The sequence below is a fragment of the Photobacterium sp. AWH4_225 genome (assembly GCF_056158405.1).
Genome location: NZ_JBSWTF010000001.1, coordinates 2,051,942 through 2,071,769, shown reverse-complemented (window position 1 = coordinate 2,071,769; position 19,828 = coordinate 2,051,942). Strand labels below are relative to the sequence as shown.

General features: G+C 45.7%; 14 protein-coding genes. 12 read left to right on the top strand and 2 right to left on the bottom strand.

All coding sequences use genetic code 11. The annotated features are described in order from the left end of the window. The first annotated feature begins 120 nt into the window (after window positions 1-120). The 9 genes from ACXAD4_RS09900 (at window position 121) to rmf (ending at window position 15,609) form a co-directional block, all read left to right on the top strand. A complete protein-coding gene (locus ACXAD4_RS09900) occupies window positions 121-342 on the top strand; it encodes a DUF2835 domain-containing protein (RefSeq protein ID WP_475241031.1) in 222 nt (73 codons plus the stop codon). 419 nt (window positions 343-761) lie between these two features. After that, the gene (locus tag ACXAD4_RS09895; RefSeq protein ID WP_475241030.1) at window positions 762-5,591 is read left to right on the top strand and encodes an NAD-glutamate dehydrogenase; all 4,830 of its coding nucleotides are present in this window, start codon (window positions 762-764) and stop codon (window positions 5,589-5,591) included. A 293-nt stretch (window positions 5,592-5,884) separates the two neighbouring features. Beyond that, complete coding sequence (gene pyrD, locus ACXAD4_RS09890) at window positions 5,885-6,895, top strand: quinone-dependent dihydroorotate dehydrogenase (RefSeq protein ID WP_107298184.1); 1,011 nt, start codon at window positions 5,885-5,887, stop codon at window positions 6,893-6,895. Between the two features lie 255 nt (window positions 6,896-7,150). Next, window positions 7,151-7,696: a cell division protein ZapC gene (locus ACXAD4_RS09885; protein WP_475241028.1), complete on the top strand. Its 546-nt coding sequence runs from the start codon at window positions 7,151-7,153 to the stop codon at window positions 7,694-7,696. 1,203 nt (window positions 7,697-8,899) lie between these two features. Continuing rightward, window positions 8,900-11,038: a bifunctional 23S rRNA (guanine(2069)-N(7))-methyltransferase RlmK/23S rRNA (guanine(2445)-N(2))-methyltransferase RlmL gene (gene rlmKL / locus ACXAD4_RS09880; protein ID WP_475241026.1), complete on the top strand. Its 2,139-nt coding sequence runs from the start codon at window positions 8,900-8,902 to the stop codon at window positions 11,036-11,038. Next, on the top strand, window positions 11,039-11,296 hold the full coding sequence (locus ACXAD4_RS09875) for a glutaredoxin family protein (protein WP_317521585.1): 258 nt from the start codon (window positions 11,039-11,041) through the stop codon (window positions 11,294-11,296). Next, window positions 11,283-13,205 carry an ATP-binding cassette ATPase Uup gene (uup, locus tag ACXAD4_RS09870; RefSeq protein WP_475241024.1) on the top strand — a complete coding sequence of 641 codons (1,923 nt, stop codon included), beginning with the start codon at window positions 11,283-11,285 and terminating at the stop codon, window positions 13,203-13,205. Before ACXAD4_RS09875 ends, uup begins: the two co-directional genes overlap by 14 nt. Beyond that, a complete protein-coding gene (locus ACXAD4_RS09865; protein ID WP_475241023.1) occupies window positions 13,205-15,265 on the top strand; it encodes a DUF3466 family protein in 2,061 nt (686 codons plus the stop codon). Before uup ends, ACXAD4_RS09865 begins: the two co-directional genes overlap by 1 nt. Before the next feature lie 170 nt (window positions 15,266-15,435). Further along, window positions 15,436-15,609, top strand: coding sequence for a ribosome modulation factor (rmf, locus tag ACXAD4_RS09860; RefSeq protein ID WP_082008520.1), 174 nt, complete (start codon window positions 15,436-15,438; stop codon window positions 15,607-15,609). Window positions 15,610-15,821: 212 nt separating this feature from the next. On the opposite strand, the gene fabA is transcribed toward rmf, so the two are convergent. After that, complete coding sequence (gene fabA, locus ACXAD4_RS09855; protein WP_107298177.1) at window positions 15,822-16,337, bottom strand: 3-hydroxyacyl-[acyl-carrier-protein] dehydratase FabA; 516 nt, start codon at window positions 16,335-16,337, stop codon at window positions 15,822-15,824. Window positions 16,338-16,405: 68 nt separating this feature from the next. Next, window positions 16,406-18,094 (bottom strand): AAA family ATPase, encoded by a 1,689-nt coding sequence (locus ACXAD4_RS09850; RefSeq protein ID WP_475241020.1) that lies wholly within the window; start codon window positions 18,092-18,094, stop codon window positions 16,406-16,408. Between the two features lie 220 nt (window positions 18,095-18,314). Here ACXAD4_RS09850 and matP point away from each other — a divergent pair, with 220 nt between their 5' ends. The 3 genes from matP to ACXAD4_RS09835 all read left to right on the top strand — a co-directional run bounded on the left by matP (window position 18,315) and on the right by ACXAD4_RS09835 (window position 19,756). Next, window positions 18,315-18,767, top strand: coding sequence for a macrodomain Ter protein MatP (gene matP, locus ACXAD4_RS09845; RefSeq protein WP_475241019.1), 453 nt, complete (start codon window positions 18,315-18,317; stop codon window positions 18,765-18,767). Between the two features lie 199 nt (window positions 18,768-18,966). Further along, window positions 18,967-19,281, top strand: a complete 315-nt coding sequence (locus tag ACXAD4_RS09840; RefSeq protein ID WP_411184791.1) for a DUF3634 family protein — start codon at window positions 18,967-18,969, stop codon at window positions 19,279-19,281. Window positions 19,282-19,363: 82 nt separating this feature from the next. Next, the gene (locus ACXAD4_RS09835) at window positions 19,364-19,756 is read left to right on the top strand and encodes a PPC domain-containing DNA-binding protein (protein WP_475241017.1); all 393 of its coding nucleotides are present in this window, start codon (window positions 19,364-19,366) and stop codon (window positions 19,754-19,756) included. The last annotated feature ends 72 nt before the right edge of the window (window positions 19,757-19,828 follow it).

The following is a 19,828-nucleotide window of genomic DNA, read 5'->3' as shown; positions in this document are numbered from 1 at the left end:
GCAGATCTCATAGAGAAAGGGGCAAGCTAGCTTGCCCCTTATTATATCCAAATCAAACTACCGTAAATGCAGTAGCTGAAACGTAGTTCTTATAGCTATCCACTTATCACGATCACCGAAATGAAATCTTATACCTTCTCAATACATATTACTTACCAGCAGTTCCTCCAGCATTATTCGGGGGCTGCCAGTAACGTTCTGGTAATGACTGACAACGGATTACGTCTGCAATTACCCGCTTCACGGATGAGACCGTTTCTAACACAAATAGGTATTCGAGGGCGGTTTCGCGTTACCGTTTCTGAGACCAACAAGCTTCAGGCGATAGAGCAAATCATGTAATCGGAAAATGATGAAAATGTAACATGTGATTTCGACTAGCATGTAAACCATGCCACAAATAAAGGAGGGTGATACCTATTTCGTATAGTTTCGACATTAGATTTTATAATCTTTGGCGCTAAGAAAAATAACCTTAAAAATAAATGGTTATACCAATTTTTATCGGTCTAGCGCTATCTTGATGTTAATTTCACCAACCTTAGATTATCCCCCCAGCCAAAATATCTACATCAGTCACATATTCGATTTTTTCCTGCTTAGCTAGAGTAATTAACGTAACCATCTCGCAACAAAACACCCTACAATAGCAGTCACGCAGGAGAGCGTCTTCCGACGGTATGTTCCCCAAATAACCAACCGTTGGATGCTTTATAAAAACTCTATACTTGATTGATAATATATAACGATGGAGCATTGCTATGACCGCACCTGACCCTATAGTGCCGGTACTGCTAGAGAAAGTGTATACCTTAATCCAGGATAAGATTGAGACACCTCAGCAGTCATTAGTAGAAGTGTTTGCTCAGCGATTGTTAGGACAACTGGCAGATGATGATCTGCTTCAACGGAATGAATCTGACCTTTATGGTGCTGTACTGAGTTTATGGCATCACCTTGTACAAAATAAGCCAGACCAGATCTCTGTTCGTGTCTACAACCCAACCCTAAGCCGCTACGGTTGGCAGTCGCCACATACTGTGGTCGAGATCATTACACCGGATCGTCCTTTCCTTGTTGATTCTGTTCGAATGACCTTAACCCGTTTGGGTATTACCAGCCACATGATGCTAAATGGCCCGTATTTCTTTAAACGAAATGGGCAAGGAGCGATTACTGAAGCGTGTGGTAAAGAAGGCGACCTGCAGACACTATTTCACATCGAAGTTGACCGTCTAAATGACAAGAAAGAACTCGAAGTACTAAAAAAAGAACTAGAACAAGTACTTGAAGATGTCGATCTTGTGGTAAATGACTGGCAGTCGATGCAAACCAAGATGCAGAAGATCGTCAAAGATCTTAAGAAAGCAGATCTTCCAGTTAACAAAGAGCACCGAGAAGAAGCCATTGCCTTCTTGGACTGGGTGACTCATCACAACTTCACTTTCATGGGTTACCACAAGTACGATCTTGTGCCAATTGAAGGTGACTACGAATTGCGCCCGTGCGATGAGCCGGGGCTAGGGCTTCTAAGCAAATCCAATAAAGTCAGAACTCTTCGCCTGTCACAGCTTCCCGAGTCTGCCCGCATTGAAGCCCGCAAACCTGACTTGCTGATCCTAACAAAAAGCAATGGCAAGTCGAAAATCCACCGTCCGGCTTATACCGATTACATCGGAATCAAGCGCTTTGACAAAGACGGTAATGTTATCGGTGAACATCGCTTTACCGGTCTATATGCATCGACGGCTTATCACCAGTCGACCATGAATATTCCGCTGATCAGCAATAAGGTGACGCGGATCTTGGAAGAAAGCCGATATCCGGCAGGCTCTCACTCTTGGAAAGCTTTGAATAACTTGCTTGAAACGTACCCGCGTGACGAGCTTATTCAGGCCAATGAAAAAGAGATGCTGGATGTAGGTTGTGGTGTGGTTCGGATGCAAGATCGCGATTTGCTGCGTCTATTCGTTCGCCGTGATCCGTTCGGCCGCTTCTTCTCTTGCATGGTGTATGTCACCAAAGAACGTTACAACACCGAGCTTCGCCGCAAGACACAGGAAGTGCTTAAAGACTACTTTGCATCAGACCAGGATGTTGAATTCACCACCTTCTTCTCAGAAAGTCCGTTGGCGAGAACGCATTACATCGTGCGAGTAGAAAATAATAATTTTGATGTGGATATCAAAGCTATCGAACATAATCTCGTTGAAGCCGCTGCATCGTGGGATGATCGCTTGAGTGCATCGCTTATTGCCAACTTTGGTGAGAGCAATGGTACGTCGCTGGCGAAAAACTATGGCAGCGCATTCCCGCGTTCTTATAAAGAGCAGATGTTGCCAGGCTCAGCTGTTGCGGACATCGAACAGCTTGAGAACCTCAGCGAAGATAACAAGCTGGGTATGTTGTTTTATCGCCCGCAGGAAGAGGCCAGTGATTCACGTTTTGTGAAACTGAAATTGTTCCATCGTGATGAGCCTATCCACCTTTCTGATGTCATGCCGATGCTGGAAAACCTGGGTCTTCGTGTGATCGGTGAGTCGCCATACCAAGTGATCACCAAGAGCGGAACGGTTTACTGGATCCTTGACTTTGCCATGCTGCATAACGCTTGCACTGGGATCGACTTGGGTGAAGCACGTGATCGTTTCCAAGAAGCATTCTCGGCAATTTGGCATGGAGCACTGGAAAGTGATGGCTTTAACCGCTTGGTATTGTGTGCGGGGCTAACTGGACGCGAAATTACCATTTTGCGTAGTTTTGCCCGTTACATGCGCCAGGTCGGCTTCCCATTCAGTCAGCACTATATCGAAGAAACACTATCGAGCCATAGCGATTTGGCAAGATCGCTGGTTGAGTTATTCTCGTTACGCTTTGACCCAAGCCGTAAGCACTCTGAAGCAGCTGAGAAGGCGTTGATTACCAAGCTTAATGAGAAACTTGAGCATGTAGAAAGCTTGGATGATGACCGTATCATTCGCCGTTATATGGAAATGATCCTTGCGACCCAACGTACCAACTATTACCAGCTAGATACCAACGGCAAGCCAAAACCTTGGCTGTCACTGAAGTTGCGTCCATCTGAGATCCCTGAGATCCCAGCGCCGGTTCCATTCTTCGAAATCTTCGTCTATGCACCGGATATCGAAGGGGTTCATTTGCGTGGCGGTAAAGTTGCCCGTGGTGGTCTGCGTTGGTCGGATCGCCAAGAAGATTTCCGTACTGAGATCCTTGGCCTGGTTAAAGCACAGCAGGTGAAAAACACCGTAATTGTGCCAGTAGGGGCAAAAGGTGGATTTGTCTGTAAGCGACAACCACAGCTTTCTACCCGTGAAGAGATTTGGGCTGAAGGTCAGCGCTGTTACAAGCGTTTCATCCGTGCTTTGCTAGATGTAACAGACAACATCATTGATGGTGAGCTGAATCCACCAGCCAATGTTGTTCGTCATGATGAAGATGATCCGTATTTGGTCGTAGCGGCCGATAAGGGTACGGCTACCTTCTCTGACTTGGCCAACTCGGTATCAGAAGATTACAACTTCTGGTTGGGAGATGCGTTTGCGTCCGGTGGCTCTAACGGTTATGACCACAAGCAAATGGGGATTACTGCCAAAGGTGGTTGGGAATCAGTTAAGCGCCATTTCCGCGAGCTAGGGATCAACTGCCAGACAACTGACTTTACCTGTGCCGGTATCGGTGACATGGCAGGGGACGTGTTTGGTAACGGTATGTTGCTATCCAAGCATATCCGTCTGGTTGCGGCCTTTAACCACATGCACATCTTCTTGGATCCTAACCCGGATGCGGCCGCTGGTTGGAAAGAGCGCGAGCGCTTGTTTAATCTGCCTCGTTCGAGCTGGGAGGATTACGATGCCAAGCTTATTTCAGAAGGTGGCGGTATTTTCTCTCGTCGCAGTAAGTCGATCAAACTGACTCCGCAGATCCAGAAACTACTGGGTACGCGCAAGCAGAGCCTAACACCAAACGAAGTGATCCGTTTGATCCTGAAAATGGAAGTGGATCTACTGTGGAATGGTGGTATCGGTACTTACGTTAAATCTGAAGCGGAAACCCATACTGATGTTGGCGACCGTGCTAATGATGCATTACGTATCAACGGTAACGAGATTTGCGCCCGAGTGGTTGGCGAGGGGGGCAACTTAGGCCTAACACAGCTAGGCCGTGTTGAGTTCTCTAAGAAGGGCGGATTGGTCAATACCGACTTCATTGATAACGTCGGTGGTGTGGATTGCTCGGATAACGAAGTAAACATCAAGATCCTACTTAACTCACTGGTGGCCAGTGGCGATCTGACATACAAGCAGCGTAATGAGTTGCTGGAACGTATGGAAGATGAAGTGGGCGAGATTGTTCTTGATGACGCCTATTGCCAAAGTGAATCGATTTCTGTCACACAGCAGCAGCAAGTTCAGTTGCTTAAAGAGCAGATCCGTTTCATCCACCATCTTGAGAAAGAAGGTAAGTTGGATCGTGCACTGGAATACCTACCTGATGACGATACGCTGGCCGAACGCGAAAAATCAGGAATGGGCTTAACCCGTCCTGAGTTAGCAGTATTGGTCGCTTACGGTAAAATGGTATTGAAGGAAGAGTTGGTAACTGAAGAAGTTGCCGATGATCCTTACCACGCACGACTATTACCAGCTTATTTCCCTAAAGAGCTGCAAGAGCAATACCGTAGCCATATGGAGCATCATCCGCTTCGTAAAGAGCTGATTGCCACTTCATTGGCTAATCAGATGTCTAACGAAATGGGGTGCAACTTCGTTACTCGCCTGCAAGAAGAGACTGGGGCGACAGTGGCAGAGATTTCTTCGGCATATTCTGTGGGCCGTGAAGTCTTCAACTTCGAGCAGTACTTTGATCAAGTTCGATCGTTGGATAACGTGATCCCAGCAGAAGTACAGTATGAAGTGCTATACCGCTGCCGCCGAATGCTACGCCGCGCAACACGTTGGATCCTGCGTAACCGTGATAGAAAGCTGGGTATCGAGCAATTGATTGCCTTCTATCAGCCGATTGTGAACAAGCTGCGTGAGAACCTTGAGCGTTACCTTGTCACGGAAGAGGTTCAGGAGCACAACGAGCAGGCAGATGTGATGATTAAGCAGGGGATCCCTGAAGATCTTGCACATAACATTGCTCGTCTAAGCAGCTTGTACTCGGCAATGGACATTGCTCAGATCGCAACGGATTCAGACAAAGATCTCGACTTTATCTCTCGTGTCTACTTTGTTGTCGGTGCCGACCTATCATTGCACTGGTTCCTCAAGCAGGTACACAACCAGCCTGTAGAGAACCACTGGCAGGCATTGGCGCGCGCTTCGTTCCGTGAAGATCTTGATTGGCAGCAGCGTCAATTGACTTTAGCCGTTATCAGCAGTGGGCTAGAGGCGCCTGACGCTGAAAGCTTGATTGAAAACTGGATGGATGAGCATAAATCGGCAATTCATCGATGGAATACAGTGTTGGCAGAGTTCAAGGTGGGTACAACCCATGAATTTGCCAAGTTCTCTGTTGCACTTCGTGAGCTTATGCTATTGAATTTAAACTGCCAAACAGTAGCATAATAGTTAAAATAAGCTTTATAGATATATTTTTGTCATAAAAGCTTTAAATGTTACTAAATATGGTTCAAAAAGCCACCATTGCTAAAATGGTGGCTTTTTTCTGTCTTCAATAACACGATATAAACGTTTGCTTTCTTCGGATGAAAATAAAAGTAACCATTTCAACTATCTAACCGTATATTGAAGGGTGTAGGGGGTGTTTTTCAATATAAACTGAAATTAATGATTGAATTATTACGGCAAAGTGTGAATAATATCCTCCCGTTTATACGGGGCTTTTATTAGGAGGTACAATGCTTTACCGCCTCGCTCGATCCGCTATTTTCAAGCTTGATGCAGAAAAAGCGCACGATCTAGCTATTCAGAACTTTTCTCGCTTTACTGGCACTCCTCTTGATCTTTTCTATCGTCAACACGTTCCTGATCGTCCTGTTGAAGTGATGGGTATCAAATTCAAAAACCCTGTTGGTCTGGCCGCTGGCCTGGATAAAAACGGCGAATGTATTGAAGCATTTGGTGCGATGGGCTTCGGCTTTGTCGAAGTTGGAACCGTGACACCACGCCCGCAGCCAGGTAACGATAAGCCTCGTTTGTTCCGTGTCATCCCTGCTGAAGGTATTATTAACCGCTTTGGCTTCAATAACCTAGGTGTTGATAACCTGGTTGAGAATGTAAAGAAAGCCAAATATGACGGCGTTATCGGTATTAATATCGGTAAGAATAAAGATACACCGATTGAAAAGGGTGCAGAAGATTACCTTATCTGTATGGATAAGGTATATGAGCACGCTGGCTATATCACAGTAAATATCTCTTCACCGAATACTCCGGGTCTTCGCACACTTCAGTATGGTGAGATGCTAGACGATCTGCTGGCTCAACTTAAAGAGAAGCAGAAAGAGCTGGCTGAAAAGCACGGTAAGTATGTTCCGCTAACCCTTAAGATCGCACCGGATCTTGAAGATCACGAAATTAAGCAGATCGCAGAGTCGTTGATCAAAAATAACATTGATGGTGTTATCGCGACCAACACCACGCTTGATCGCTCATTGGTCAAAGACATGCCGCATTGCGATGAGGCAGGTGGCCTGAGTGGGCGTCCATTGCAGAACCGTAGTACTGAAGTCATTCGCATGCTGGCGGAAGAATTAGACGGTGCACTGCCAATTATCGGTGTGGGCGGTATTGATTCAGCCGTATCTGCTCGTGAAAAGATGGCAGCTGGTGCGAGCCTGGTACAGATTTACTCTGGTTTTATCTACCACGGTCCAAAACTTGTAAAAGATATCGTCACTAATATCTAAACAAGTGACGTAACTAAAACGTTTTATATGACACTGAGTGCCTGCAAGAGTAATTTTGCAGGCACTTTTTTTATGTCGATTTCATGACGAGCACCTTATCAATAGCAATTTTGTCAAACTTTCAGCTTTTTCATCGTAAAAAACCTATTTTCCTTCCTCTTTTTATTTGCGAATAGGGCAGTAGAATTTGCTCTAAAGATTTGTTTGTTGTAGTGGATAAGCTTTGTAACGGACGACGGATATGGAGCGGTACTTATGTTGAAACCCAATAATTCATGGATGTGGTATTACGACCAGAAGTACGATGCTCTTATGTTGGACCTTGGGGACGACATGGTTTTCCGCGTTGCAATTCCTACCAAAAACTTAATCCCTTGCGCTTTTGCTCGTTCAACGTTTACGGTTGACGATGCTTCAGCTTACCAAGCTTTCCTGGAAGGGATGTCCATCCTGGAGCTTTCTGCTCCACGAAAAGCAGAACTTGCCCTTAATGCTGTCGCTGCAAGCCGTTTCCACAAGCCTCTTATGCCAAAAAGTTGGTTTTTTAATCAGCAATCTGATGGACATTCACCTCAGCTCGGTGACATTGTCACTCTAAATACCGATCTTGGTGAAGGTCAGTTCCTTATTATTGAAAATAGTGGGTCGGCTAGCCTTTGTATGATGGCAGATACCGCCTCATTGCCACTCAATGCCGCTAAAGAGATGTCATTTTGCGAAACCATTAAGGTAATGAACGATCGCATGACAGCCTATGAAGGAGCTGCAGAAGCGCCTATCACGCTGGCTTTGGTTGGCTAGGCCACAGATATCTTCTCTTGCTAACGCATCTTTTTGAATATTAGAATTTAAACCTAGCCTAAGCCCTATTTGCTGTTACCAGCCGGCAGATGCTTGTTTAAATGTGCCGAGCGTATGTCCTTACGTTTCAAGCAATCCTTCCTTTTTACTTTTCCGTTTTCTTAACACCCACAAATCCATCATGGAGCCCCTCTAAATAGGGGATAGAACCACCTTGCCAATAACTATTTCTTTTGCCTGTTTGGCCTATTCCTAATGTCATTACAAGCTACCTAATCCAAATCTCAGCCCAAATCCAATTCACCAAACCCCTTTCCCTAAATCCTAGCCTCACACTCTGGCCTCAAACCCATAAATTCAAAAACTGGAACAACCCCAATACAAGGATATTGAAGTTGAATAACTGTTGGAGCGATCAAAAAACGAGTGTGCTTTACCAGTTGATTCACAGAAAAATTTAATTTTTGGGAGCAAGTTCAACAGGGAGTGTGATGCTCAACATGAGGCAAAATGATGTATTTCTTAATTTTCCTGTTTAATAAAGCATCATTATGAGTGATGTAGCTCTAATTATTTTATCTTTTTATCACTTTTTTTCTGCCTCATTTTGCGTCCATTGCATAAAAAAACACCATAATTTTGCACCTGAAAACACAGTAAAACACACTGCTTTTCCTCGTTTTCCGTCTTTATGTAATTATATTACATGCCTTCACCACGGAGTCTGTAAGGGGGATTAAGTCCTAATGGCCATTAGTTCCTAACGGGACATTATAGGGGTTTAAAATGAAATTGGATGCTGTACTCTAGGAAAATAAATGGATGCATTGTAAGCAAGTACCTACTGTTACAAGTCAAAATGGTACGATTTTATTGGTTTAAGTCATTGATTTTGTGTTGCTAGTGCTGGGTGTTTCTTGTTGGAAACAGTTTAAGTGTGTACTCAATAAGACTAGAAGTGATCGGTTGTTTACAAGAGTGAACAATCAAAAAAGCTGTTATTGTTTACCTATGGAAACGCTTATTTGAGGGTTTTGGAGTCAAACAACATTCTTCAAGACGTGGGTTAAGACAGGAATGTGGCATTAGTGGCATTTGATTGCTGTTTTTTTAGCTAAATAGCCAAGTTAGCGCCTTTTATGACAAGGTATTTACGGGGTTTTCAGTTATAATTCACCGCAACATAAGTGTGAAAAGAACTCCATGAATCAATATTTAGCTATCACTTCACGAGGTCTTGAGAACCTCCTTGCAGAAGAACTTAAGCAACTTGGCGCCGAGAGCGTTCAGGTTGTCCATGCTGGCGTGCGTTTTAAAGCTGAGCAAGCCACAGCTTACCGCTGCTGTCTTTGGACGCGTATCGCATCACGAATCATTTTGGTACTGAGCGAATTTAACGTTCGTGATGACATGGACCTGTATTTAGGTGCGGCTGCGATTAATTGGCCGAACTACTTTGGCAGTGATACCCGTATCATTGTTGATTTCAATGGTACTAACCGTGAAATCCGCAACAGCCAGTATGGCGCTATGAAAGTGAAAGACGCCATTGTTGACCGCTTCACCAAGGCGGATTTGCGTCGTCCTAGCATTGACCGTGAGCGTCCAGAGCTTCGCATTCATATGCGTCTATCCGGTGAGAAAGGTGTTCTGGGCCTTGATATGGCGGGTAGTGGTTTGCACCAGCGTGGTTACCGTAGCGAGTCGGGTAAAGCACCCCTTCGTGAGACCCATGCTGCGGCATTGGTTATGAAATCTGGCTGGACGCCTGAAAAACCACTCCTGGATCCAATGTGTGGTTCTGGTACTTTGCTGATTGAGGCCGCTTTGATTGCTGCTGATATTGCACCGGGTATTAAACGCAAGCGCTGGGGTTTTGAAGCGATCAAAGACTTTGACCGTGAAGGCTGGCTAGAAATTCACGCAGAAGCAAAAGTAAAAGCACGCCGTGGTCCAGGTAATGTAACGACTAAGTTCTTTGGTCGTGAAATGGATCGCCGCGTACTGAGTATTGCTCGTGACAATGCTGGCCGTGCAGGTGTAAAAGATCTGATTGATTTCGAATACGGTGATGCGACTCAGTTAACGTGCCCTGAAGGTTTCTCTGAGGGTGTGATCCTGTGTAACCCTCCATACGGTGAGCGTCTGGGTACTACACCAGAATTGATTTCACTATACAGTGAGTTGGGTAACCGCTTGAAGCTTGCCTTTGCTGGCTCGACAGCGTCTATTTATTCGTCTTCAAATGAATTGCTAAGCTGCTTGCGTATGCGTGCAGACAAGCAGTTTAAACTGCGCAACGGTGCGCTTGATTGTGTGCTGAAAACCTACCTAATCACTGCTGGTGGCGTTAAGCATGTTGAAGGTGAAGCGGAAGGCCGTCTTGAAGAAGCTGAAGTTGCCCCTGATTTTGCGAACCGCTTGAAGAAAAACATTGCCAAGCTGAGCAAGTGGGCCAAGAAAGAAGGCCTTGAGTGCTACCGTTTGTACGATGCTGATTTGCCAAACTACAACGCAGCTATCGACAAATATAAAGATTACCTGGTTATTCAGGAATACGCGGCGCCTAAGTCTGTTCCTGAAGAGACTGCTCGCCGCCGTCTAATGGATATCATGCGTGCCACTATTCAGGTAACGGGTGTTGAGAACAACAAAGTTATCCTAAAAGTGCGTGAGCGCCAGAAGGGTAAGAGCCAGTACCAAAAGCTATCCAGTGCAGAACGCCACATGGTAGTCAACGAGTATGGTGTTGATCTTAAGGTTAATCTATACGATTACCTAGACACTGGCCTGTTCCTTGACCATAAAGTTACCCGTCGTCAGTTGGGTAAGATGGCAGCTGGCAAAGACTTCCTTAACCTGTTTGCTTACACAGGTTCAGCAACGTGTCATGCAGCCTGTGGTGGTGCGAAATCAACGACAACAGTTGATATGTCTAATACATATCTGCGTTGGGCTCAGGAAAACATGGAATTGAACGGCCAGGTTGGTCGCCAGCACCAGTTTGTCCAAGCCGATTGTCTGCAGTGGTTGCAAGAAGCTGATGGCGACTTTGATCTTATCTTCATTGACCCACCAACGTTCTCGAACTCGAAGCGTATGAAGCAGAGCTTTGATGTTCAGCGTGATCACATCATGCTGCTAGAAAACCTAAAGCGTATGCTTCGCCCGAATGGTGAAATCGTTTTCTCGAATAATAAGCGTCAATTCAAGATGGATTTCGAGAAACTTGAAGCACTTGGCTTACAAGCGAAGAACATTTCTGATAAAACGTTGCCAATGGATTTTAGTCGCAACAAACAGATTCATAACTGCTGGATCATTACCCACAAGGAAGGTTAAGTGCTAATAACTCTGTATAGCACAGAAGGGTGTCATCTTTGCGAGCAGGCGTACAGCCTGCTCGTACAAGCCGGTGTCGAAGAGCGCGTTCAAGTGGTGGATATCGCCTTTGATGATGCGCTCTTTTCTCGTTACGGCGTCACAATTCCTGTGCTTGCTATTCTCAATCCTGATTCAGATTCAAACAGCCCTGAGCTCGGTTGGCCTTTTGATGCCGACGAGCTGGCGCAATGGTTAAACAACAATGGCATTAATTAATATCAGTAACGCCCAGTTGGCGTATGGCGATCATGCACTGCTTGATAAAGCAGAGTTTCTTCTACAGCCCAATGAGCGAGTTTGTTTGGTAGGGCGTAACGGTGCGGGTAAATCCACTTTGATGAAAGTGATTGCCGGCGACGTACTGCTTGATGACGGAAGTGTTCAGCGCGAATCAGAATTACGTGTCTCGCGCCTTGAGCAGGATCCTCCGCGTGATGCAGAAGGAACCGTGTTTGATTTCGTTTCAGAAGGTTTGGCTGAAATCGGCCAGGTACTGAAAGAGTATCACCGTTTGCTAGATTTGATCACTACTGATCCATCAGAGTCAAACTTTGCGAAATTGAATCGTGCACAAGAGAAGATCGATCACGCTGATGCTTGGCAATTTGACAACAAGATCACCTCGGTACTTGAACACCTGCAGCTTCAACCGCAAACCTTACTAAAAGACTTGTCGGGTGGCTGGCAGCGTAAAGCCGCTCTGGCACGTGCTCTGGTATGTGATCCTGATATCTTACTTCTCGATGAGCCAACCAACCACCTTGATGTATCGACCATTGAGTGGCTTGAAGGCTTCCTGAAAGAGTACCGCGGTGCCATCGTATTTATCTCGCACGACCGTGCATTTATCCGCTCGATGGCAACCCGTATTGTCGACCTTGACCGTGGCCAGCTGGTTTCATTCCCTGGGGATTACGACAAATATCTTGAAGAGAAAGAAGAACTGCTGCGTGTAGAAGCCGAGCAGAATGCTGAATTCGATAAAAAGCTGGCTCAGGAAGAAGTTTGGATCCGACAGGGCATCAAAGCACGTCGTACCCGTAACGAAGGCCGTGTCAGGGCGCTGAAGCAATTGCGTCGTGAACGCAGTGAGCGCCGTGAAGTGGTGGGCAAAGCCGACATGCAGCTTCAGGAAGCTCAGCGTTCGGGCAAAATCGTCTTTGAAGCTGAGAATATCAGCTACAGTTACGGCGATAAGCCAATCATCAAAGATTTCAGCTTCAATGTTATGCGTGGTGACCGTATTGCGCTTATCGGCCCTAACGGTTGCGGTAAGAGTACATTGCTTAAGATCATGCTGGGTGACTTGAAGTCACAGGGTCACTTCCATTGTGGCACTAAGATAGAAGTTGCCTATTTTGACCAGTACCGTGAAGTGTTGGATCCAGAAAAGACAGTGATGGACAACCTTGCCGATGGCAAGCAGGAAGTGACTGTTAATGGCCGTACGCGCCATGCCTTGGGTTACTTGCAGGACTTCCTTTTCCACCCACGTCGCGCCCGTACACCGGTGAAAGCGCTATCGGGCGGTGAGAAAAACCGTCTGTTGTTGGCGAAACTTTTCCTAAAGCCTAATAATTTATTGGTGCTTGATGAACCAACTAACGATTTAGATATCGAAACATTGGAACTTTTGGAAGAAATTCTTGCCAACTATCAGGGTACTTTGTTGTTGGTAAGCCACGACCGTCAGTTTGTTGATAATACAGTCACAACAAGCTGGATTTTCGAAGGAAACGGTGTCATTGACGAATATGTTGGCGGCTACCATGATGCTCAGGAACAACGCGCTAATTCGCTAAGTCAAATTGCGAAAGAGCAGGCTGCTCAAATTGAAGCAGCGAAAAAGAAAGAAGAGAACAAGCAGCGTCAGGCTGCCCGTCCTAAAACTGGTAAGAAGCTCTCTTATAAGTTGCAAAAGGAACTGGAAGACCTGCCGCTACGAATTGAAGAACTGGAAAACGAAATTGCGCAACTGCAGGAACTGATTAACGATCCTGCTTTCTTCCAGGACGTGAAAAATGACACTCAAGGCACGCTTAACCGTTTGGCGGAAGCAGAAGCCGAGTTTGAGCAAGCATTTGAACGCTGGGAAGAGCTTGAAGCAATGCAGAAGGAAGCTTAATGCAACATAAGACTTTAAAACTGTCTGCACTGGCCGTATTGGTTGCCGGTGCAACAGGTGCCAATGCCGCGGTTTACCGTGTGGTTGAAATCGATAGCAGCTCAACAGGTATTGCATCACAACAATACTATCCTGAGGTAGACCAATCAGAAATTAGTAAGCGTATAGAGTTCTACGGTCAGGGCATTACAGCTTCTGGTACTGGTGAGAACTGCTTTGCAAACAATTGTGGTGATGAAGAATTTACCGTATTTGGTGAAAGTCGCTTTGGCTCCGATGGCGTTAACTACCGTGATGAAGTGGCGTTTATCCTTGATAATGTCCAGCGTATCAACGATGTAAGACGTTTTGAAAGCTACTGTAATAGCAACCTTGGTCCAAACACCTGTGAGGATTGGGCCCGTACGCAGTATTATGGTAAAGGCTATAACACCACTGACATTAATGATAGAAGCGGCTTTGGTGGTTTGGTGCGTGAGCATGAAGCGTGGACAAAGGACTTCTTCTCCAATGCGACGGCAATCAGTGGGGCATCATCTTTTCTAGAAGTCGATACCTTTGCCGACTCCTCTGAGGGTTATGATCAAGATGTTCGTACTGCGTTGGGTTCAATTGTCGATTCAGGTAACCATAAGACCACTAACAGTGTGATAAATGCTCAGGGTGCTTCCGGTCTTGGGGAGTACACGCTAGGTATTTCCAGTGGTGCTTACTTTACTGATGGAGAGCGAAATGCTCGTCAGTTCAATAAACGTGGCTTCGTAAACCTAGGCACCAATAAGTTAGGTCTTGATCCGGTAGTAGGTGATGAGCTAACTGAGATTGCTGGTCAGTCATTGGCTTGGGATGCTGTTGAGTATGATGGTCAATTATTAGTTGTCGGTAGTGCATCTTATGATCAAAGCAACTTTGATGATTCAGATAACAAAGTACCAGACGACTACAACAGGGATGATCCGGTGTTCTCTGACTCGGCTTTCCGAAATTGCCCAACAAGGTTTAGTGAAGGTCTAGATAGTTTCTACGGTACGAAAGAGTGTCAGCTCTCTGTGTTTGCCAATGACGGTGTGTTTTGGTCACTAGGCGGTGATTCATCGGGTAACGTCGCAGCCAAGTTGCTTGCTGAAAACGATTTAAATACGCTAGATCCTGATGAAAAAGACCGTTCTTTCCAAGCGAGTGCGCGTGCGATTGAGTTAGTTAACAACCAACCCGTTGTTGTTGGCTATACCACAGATCGTTATGACAACGATTACTATGCAATGCGTGCATCAGTTTGGGAGTTAACCGGTGATATCAATGGTGAGACGCCGTTCGAACGCAAACTGATCCCAGGTCTTGAACTTGAAAGAAGCAGTGACCGAGTTCTGACGTACACACTAGCGACTGATATCAACGCCAATAACAAGGTGATTGGTGTAGCTAAGAACACCCGTGCTGAAAACCGTTCTTATGCCGAGCGTATGTTCGTCTATGACAACAATACTGGTTCGAACGCACAATTTTTGGATACCTCAATTTCCTCTTTGTTCTTCACGGGTTCCAATGGCTACCCAGCGGCGATTAACAACAATAACCAGATTGTTGGCCGCCTAGATGCTGAGTCTGTGAACCAGGTAAATGGTCGATTCCGTCGCCAGCGTGCGTTCACCTATGCGATGGGTGAGATTCCAGAGTCAGCAGCGCTGAAGCAGGGCGATGTGTATTTCCTAGATGACTTGACCAATGATGGCAATGTTGATGGAAATGCCAATATGTACCGTATCTTTGATGCCTCAGACATCAACGATGCCGGTGTTATTTCGGCTTCTGCTTACAAGTGTTTTGACGTTAATGGTAATGAGCAGCCTTATGATGATCTAACAAAAGAGTCTTTCTGTGCTAATGGTGAGCCGGGAGTAGAGCGTATTGTCGCTGTTAAGCTTATCCCAGTTGCTGGTGATGAAGCATCTATTCAGTCTCGACCTACTGCTGAAAGTAGCGTTGAACGTCAGGGTGCATCACTAGGTTGGCTGGCAATGGCTTTCCTTGGCTTCCTAGGGTTCCGTCGAAGAAAGTAATTTTTTGTCAAAATTGGTCAAATTACACTCAGGCTCACAATTTGTGAGCCTGTTTTATTTTGGGAGTTGATCTCCGCTTCTGTTTAGCTAATTCTTAATAGTGGAGACACAATCGCTCCATCATTATGCAATAGTAATGAATGTAAATGATAAGGATGAGGATCGAACTTATGAAGAGACAAAAGCGGGATCGTCTGGAACGCGCACAATCTCAAGGCTATAAGGCTGGCATAAATGGTCGTTCCAGTGAAGACTGTCCGTACCAATCGACAGAGGCCCGTACGAACTGGCTAGGTGGCTGGCGAGAAGCAAGAGAAGATCTGCAATCTGGCCTGTTTAAATAATAAACCTCCCTTCATATCTCCCTTATTGAGCCCCTCCTAGGAACAGGGGCTCTTTCTATTTCAGAGTTCCTAGGTGGCTAGGCCCTAGATCCTAGGGAAGCTAAGGCCAAAGTATTTGATTTTCCTAGTAACTAGGATCTAGGAACCATGAACTTAGGATCCAAAAAAGGCCGCCATTGGGCGACCTTTGTAACTCAGAGTAGAGTAGTCAATTAGAACGATGACGTATCTTTGAATAGACCTACTTTCAAATCTTTAGCAACGTAAATCTCTTTGCCATCTACCAATACACGGCCATCGGCAACACCCATGATAAGCTTGCGGTTGATAACACGCTTAAGCTGGATTTCATAAGTGACTTTCTTCGCTTCTGGCAGGATCTGGCCAGTAAATTTCACTTCACCTACACCCAGAGCACGGCCTTTACCTTCGCCGCCGGCCCAACCCAGGAAGAAGCCTACTAGCTGCCACATTGCATCAAGGCCAAGGCAGCCAGGCATTACAGGGTCACCTTTAAAGTGACAATCGAAGAACCATAAGTCAGGGCGGATATCCAATTCAGCATGGATGAAACCTTTACCGTGTTCACCACCTTCGTCGGTGATTTCTACAATACGGTCAATCATCAGCATGTTGTCAGATGGCAAGGAAGGGAAAGCAGGGCCGTAAAGTTCGCCTTTACCACATGCAACTAGTTCGTCGTAATTATAAGATTGCTGGCGTTTCATCAGACTTTCAAACTCCTTAAAAAGTATGGAGGCAATTTAGCTTACACATGTACGCCAGACAACTCGGATCAGTTCTGGACCAACCAGTGGCGAAGCCGCGTTAACAAGCCGACATGCTTAACTATTTCACCGTTATGGAAGATATCAATTCGCTCAGCGATTTTCGCTAACAAGGTCTCTGCATCTTCATCATCACTGCGGAAGGCTTGTCCGGTGAGTAGAGGCAGTGCGTCATCAACACTTTCAGCTGTCCACAAGTGGAATTTACCGGCTTTAATCGCATCTAATACTTCGTCATTGAGACATAGGTTAGTTAAGTTTGTTTTCGGTAATATGACACCCTGATTGCCTGTCAGACCACGGAATGCACATACCTTGTAGAAACCTTCGATTTTCTCGTTAATGCCGCCTACAGCCTGCACACGGCCAAATTGGTCAACGGCACCTGTAACGGCCACTTGTTGGTTGATCGGCTGCATAGAAAGCGCAGAGACCAGCGCACACAGTTCCGCAAGCGAAGCACTGTCACCATCAACTTCTGAGTACGACTGTTCAAACACAATTGATGCGGAGAATGGAAGTGGCTGATCCAAGTCCAAGGCGGTACTTAGGAAAGCTTGCATGATCATCATGCCTTTGGCGTGGATATTGCCGCCTAGCTCAGCTTTGCGTTCAACGTCCGAGATGTCACCATCACCAAAGTGGACTACACACGAAATACGCGCAGGCTCACCGTAGGCACGAGGGTGACCCGGTACTTCAACCACTGTCAGGCCATTGACCTGGCCGACTTCTTCGCCTTGGCAGTTAATTACTACCTGGCCATGGTGGATATCTTCAATCGCACGCTCTGGCAGGTAAGACTCACGGTATTCACGGGCTGCAATAGAGTCTTTCAGGTGCTGGGCGGAGATCTTGTTCCCTTGGGACTCAAGGGCCGCTTCACATAGCAGGCTCTGGTGCCAGATAGGGCAAAGCGGTACCCGGGTTTGATCCTCAGCGTAACGCGCACCCGTCTTCAGTACCATTTCAAGGGCTTGGGTATCAGCAAGCTCTGGTAGTTGGGCTTTATTGATGATGGCTTTTAGATAAGCAAGGTATAGAGGCAGGTTATCTTCGTTGATCACCAAGTCCTGCTCGAACTCACCATACATGGTAAAGCCAGAAGAGATATCCGGCTCGGCGTTTTCAAGCTCAGCCATAAGGTAGCGATCGCCGATCAGTACCAACTTGATATTCAATTTCTCGGCTGGTGGCAGAGGGTACAGGCTCTTGTTTGAAGCTGCTTGCCACTCCAGCGTTCCGTTCATCAGAATACTCTTAAGGCGTGGCCATAAGCTCGGGTTAGCGAGGATAGCACCGACAGAAAGCACTAGATAGCCATTGTGAGCTTGGTGAACCAGCCCGTGCTTTACTTGCTGCTTGTTAATGTTGTTTTCTTCAACAGGAGGGAAAACAGCACCAAACAGGCTTTGCTCTGTTACATTTTCGCCAGCAACAATAACCGGTGATTCATTTTTGGCTTCGGCTTGTTGTGAGATCAGCTCAATGACATAATCACGGTACACCTTGTTATCCGGTGCGGTAATGCGCAACACTCGAGGTTGTAGTTCAACTGCAGTAAACCGGCGCACAGCATCTGATAGACGATCTTGTAAGGTTCCGGTTTTTGCGGGAAGGAGATCATCATACTGTTCAAGGATGGCTTGGTACTGAGAGTAGTCTGGAGTCATCGTGCGCCAGTTTTGTTCATGCATGGGCGTGTGCTTTATTTCGTTAGTGTGAAAAGGTCAGCAGTATAAATGAATCAATGGCCGCATAATAGCTTAGTGTGTAATGTTATTGACTTCATTTGCAGTTCAGTTGAGATCGACTTAAAAACAAACGCTTAAAGTTCAAAATGGAATTGAGCTTTAGATGCCTAACAGTTACACTGTCACCACTTAAGTTTAGACTTATCGAGAATCTCTGACGACTATGAAATATCAGCAGCTTGAAAACCTTGAAGCCGGATGGAAATGGAATTATCTAGTAAAAAAATGGAAAGAAGGTGAAGCGATCACCGGTTACATCGATACCAGTGAAGCAAAAGCAGCTGTAGATGATCTGTTATCAATCGAGCATGAGCCGACTAAGGTACTCAAGTGGATTGATAAACATATGTCACCAGAACTTGATAAAAAACTTAAACAAGCCATCCGTGCTAAGCGTAAGCGTCACTTCAACGCCGAGCAAGTGCATACCCGTAAGAAATCCATCGATCTCGACTACCGTGTGTGGGAGAAATTGGCAGAAAAGTCCAAAGAGCTGGATTCCACCTTGTCTGACACTATTGAATACTTGCTGAGTGAATCGAACAAGACCGAGGTCGCGAGTAAGAAGGTGTTGGACTTGAAGCACGATCTCCATGAGCTTTTGGACTTTGAATAAAACTTGGCAGTATTGGCTCATTCCCAGAGTTGTTAACTTGGCTCAGGCGAGAGTCACTAACATGTTGTAAAATAGGACTTAGGTGTCCCAGCTAATTCACTGTTAGTGTCGCTTTTGAATACAGTTAGTTCTACTAAACACTTTTAAAACGCATTTTTGTAGAGCTGGGTGAGAAAAGGAACTTATAAAGGAGCTATGCATGGAATTCGTGCTATATGTGATTGCCCTTGCTGTTATTGTTTTTGTCTTTGTGTTCAAGGATCGGCCGATCATGGTGCTGACCTTCGAAGATGGAAAGCTCACCCAGCAAAAAGGTCAGATACCCAATGGCTTTTTGGCGGGCTGTAAAGATATTGCGCATAAACAGCCATTCTCTGGCAGGATCAAAGTTTATAAGAATCGCTTTACCACTAAGCTGGTGTTCTCAAAGTCGGTGCCCTCTAAAGTTAAACAGCGCATCCACAATGTATTCCCTTATAGTGGTGGTTCTAAGAAGCGCGGAAGACGTGCTTAAACACCGCAAATAACCATCATTGACTTTATGAAGCTCTCCAAAACGGGGAGCTTTTTTGTACAGATAGATAAAGGTAACCCAAATGCTTACACCTCATGCATTTCGTTTAACTCTTGGTACCGATTTGAAGCAGTCTATTTTGGCCTATGTGCAGCAAAAAGACATTAAAGCAGGGTCACTGTTAAGTTGTGTCGGTTGCCTCTCTCATGCGTCTATACGGCTTGCCAATGAGTCTGAAAGCCTTGAACTTGCAGGACCATTAGAAATTTTGACACTCAGTGGGACTTTGACTCTAGGCCATGTGCATTTGCACATTTCTGTTGCAGATAAAACGGGCCGTGTTTATGGCGGACATCTCCAAGATGGCTCAATGGTTTCCTTCACTGCAGAGGTTTGCTTGGCTGAATATACCAATTTGTCATTCTTGCGTGAGCAAGACGACACTACCGGGTTTACAGAGCTGGTGGTTAAATAGAAAGAAGGCTTCTCCATGGCTTTTCTTTGGGCCGTATATACTTGTATCTATAAGAGATATAAGTATCTAGGC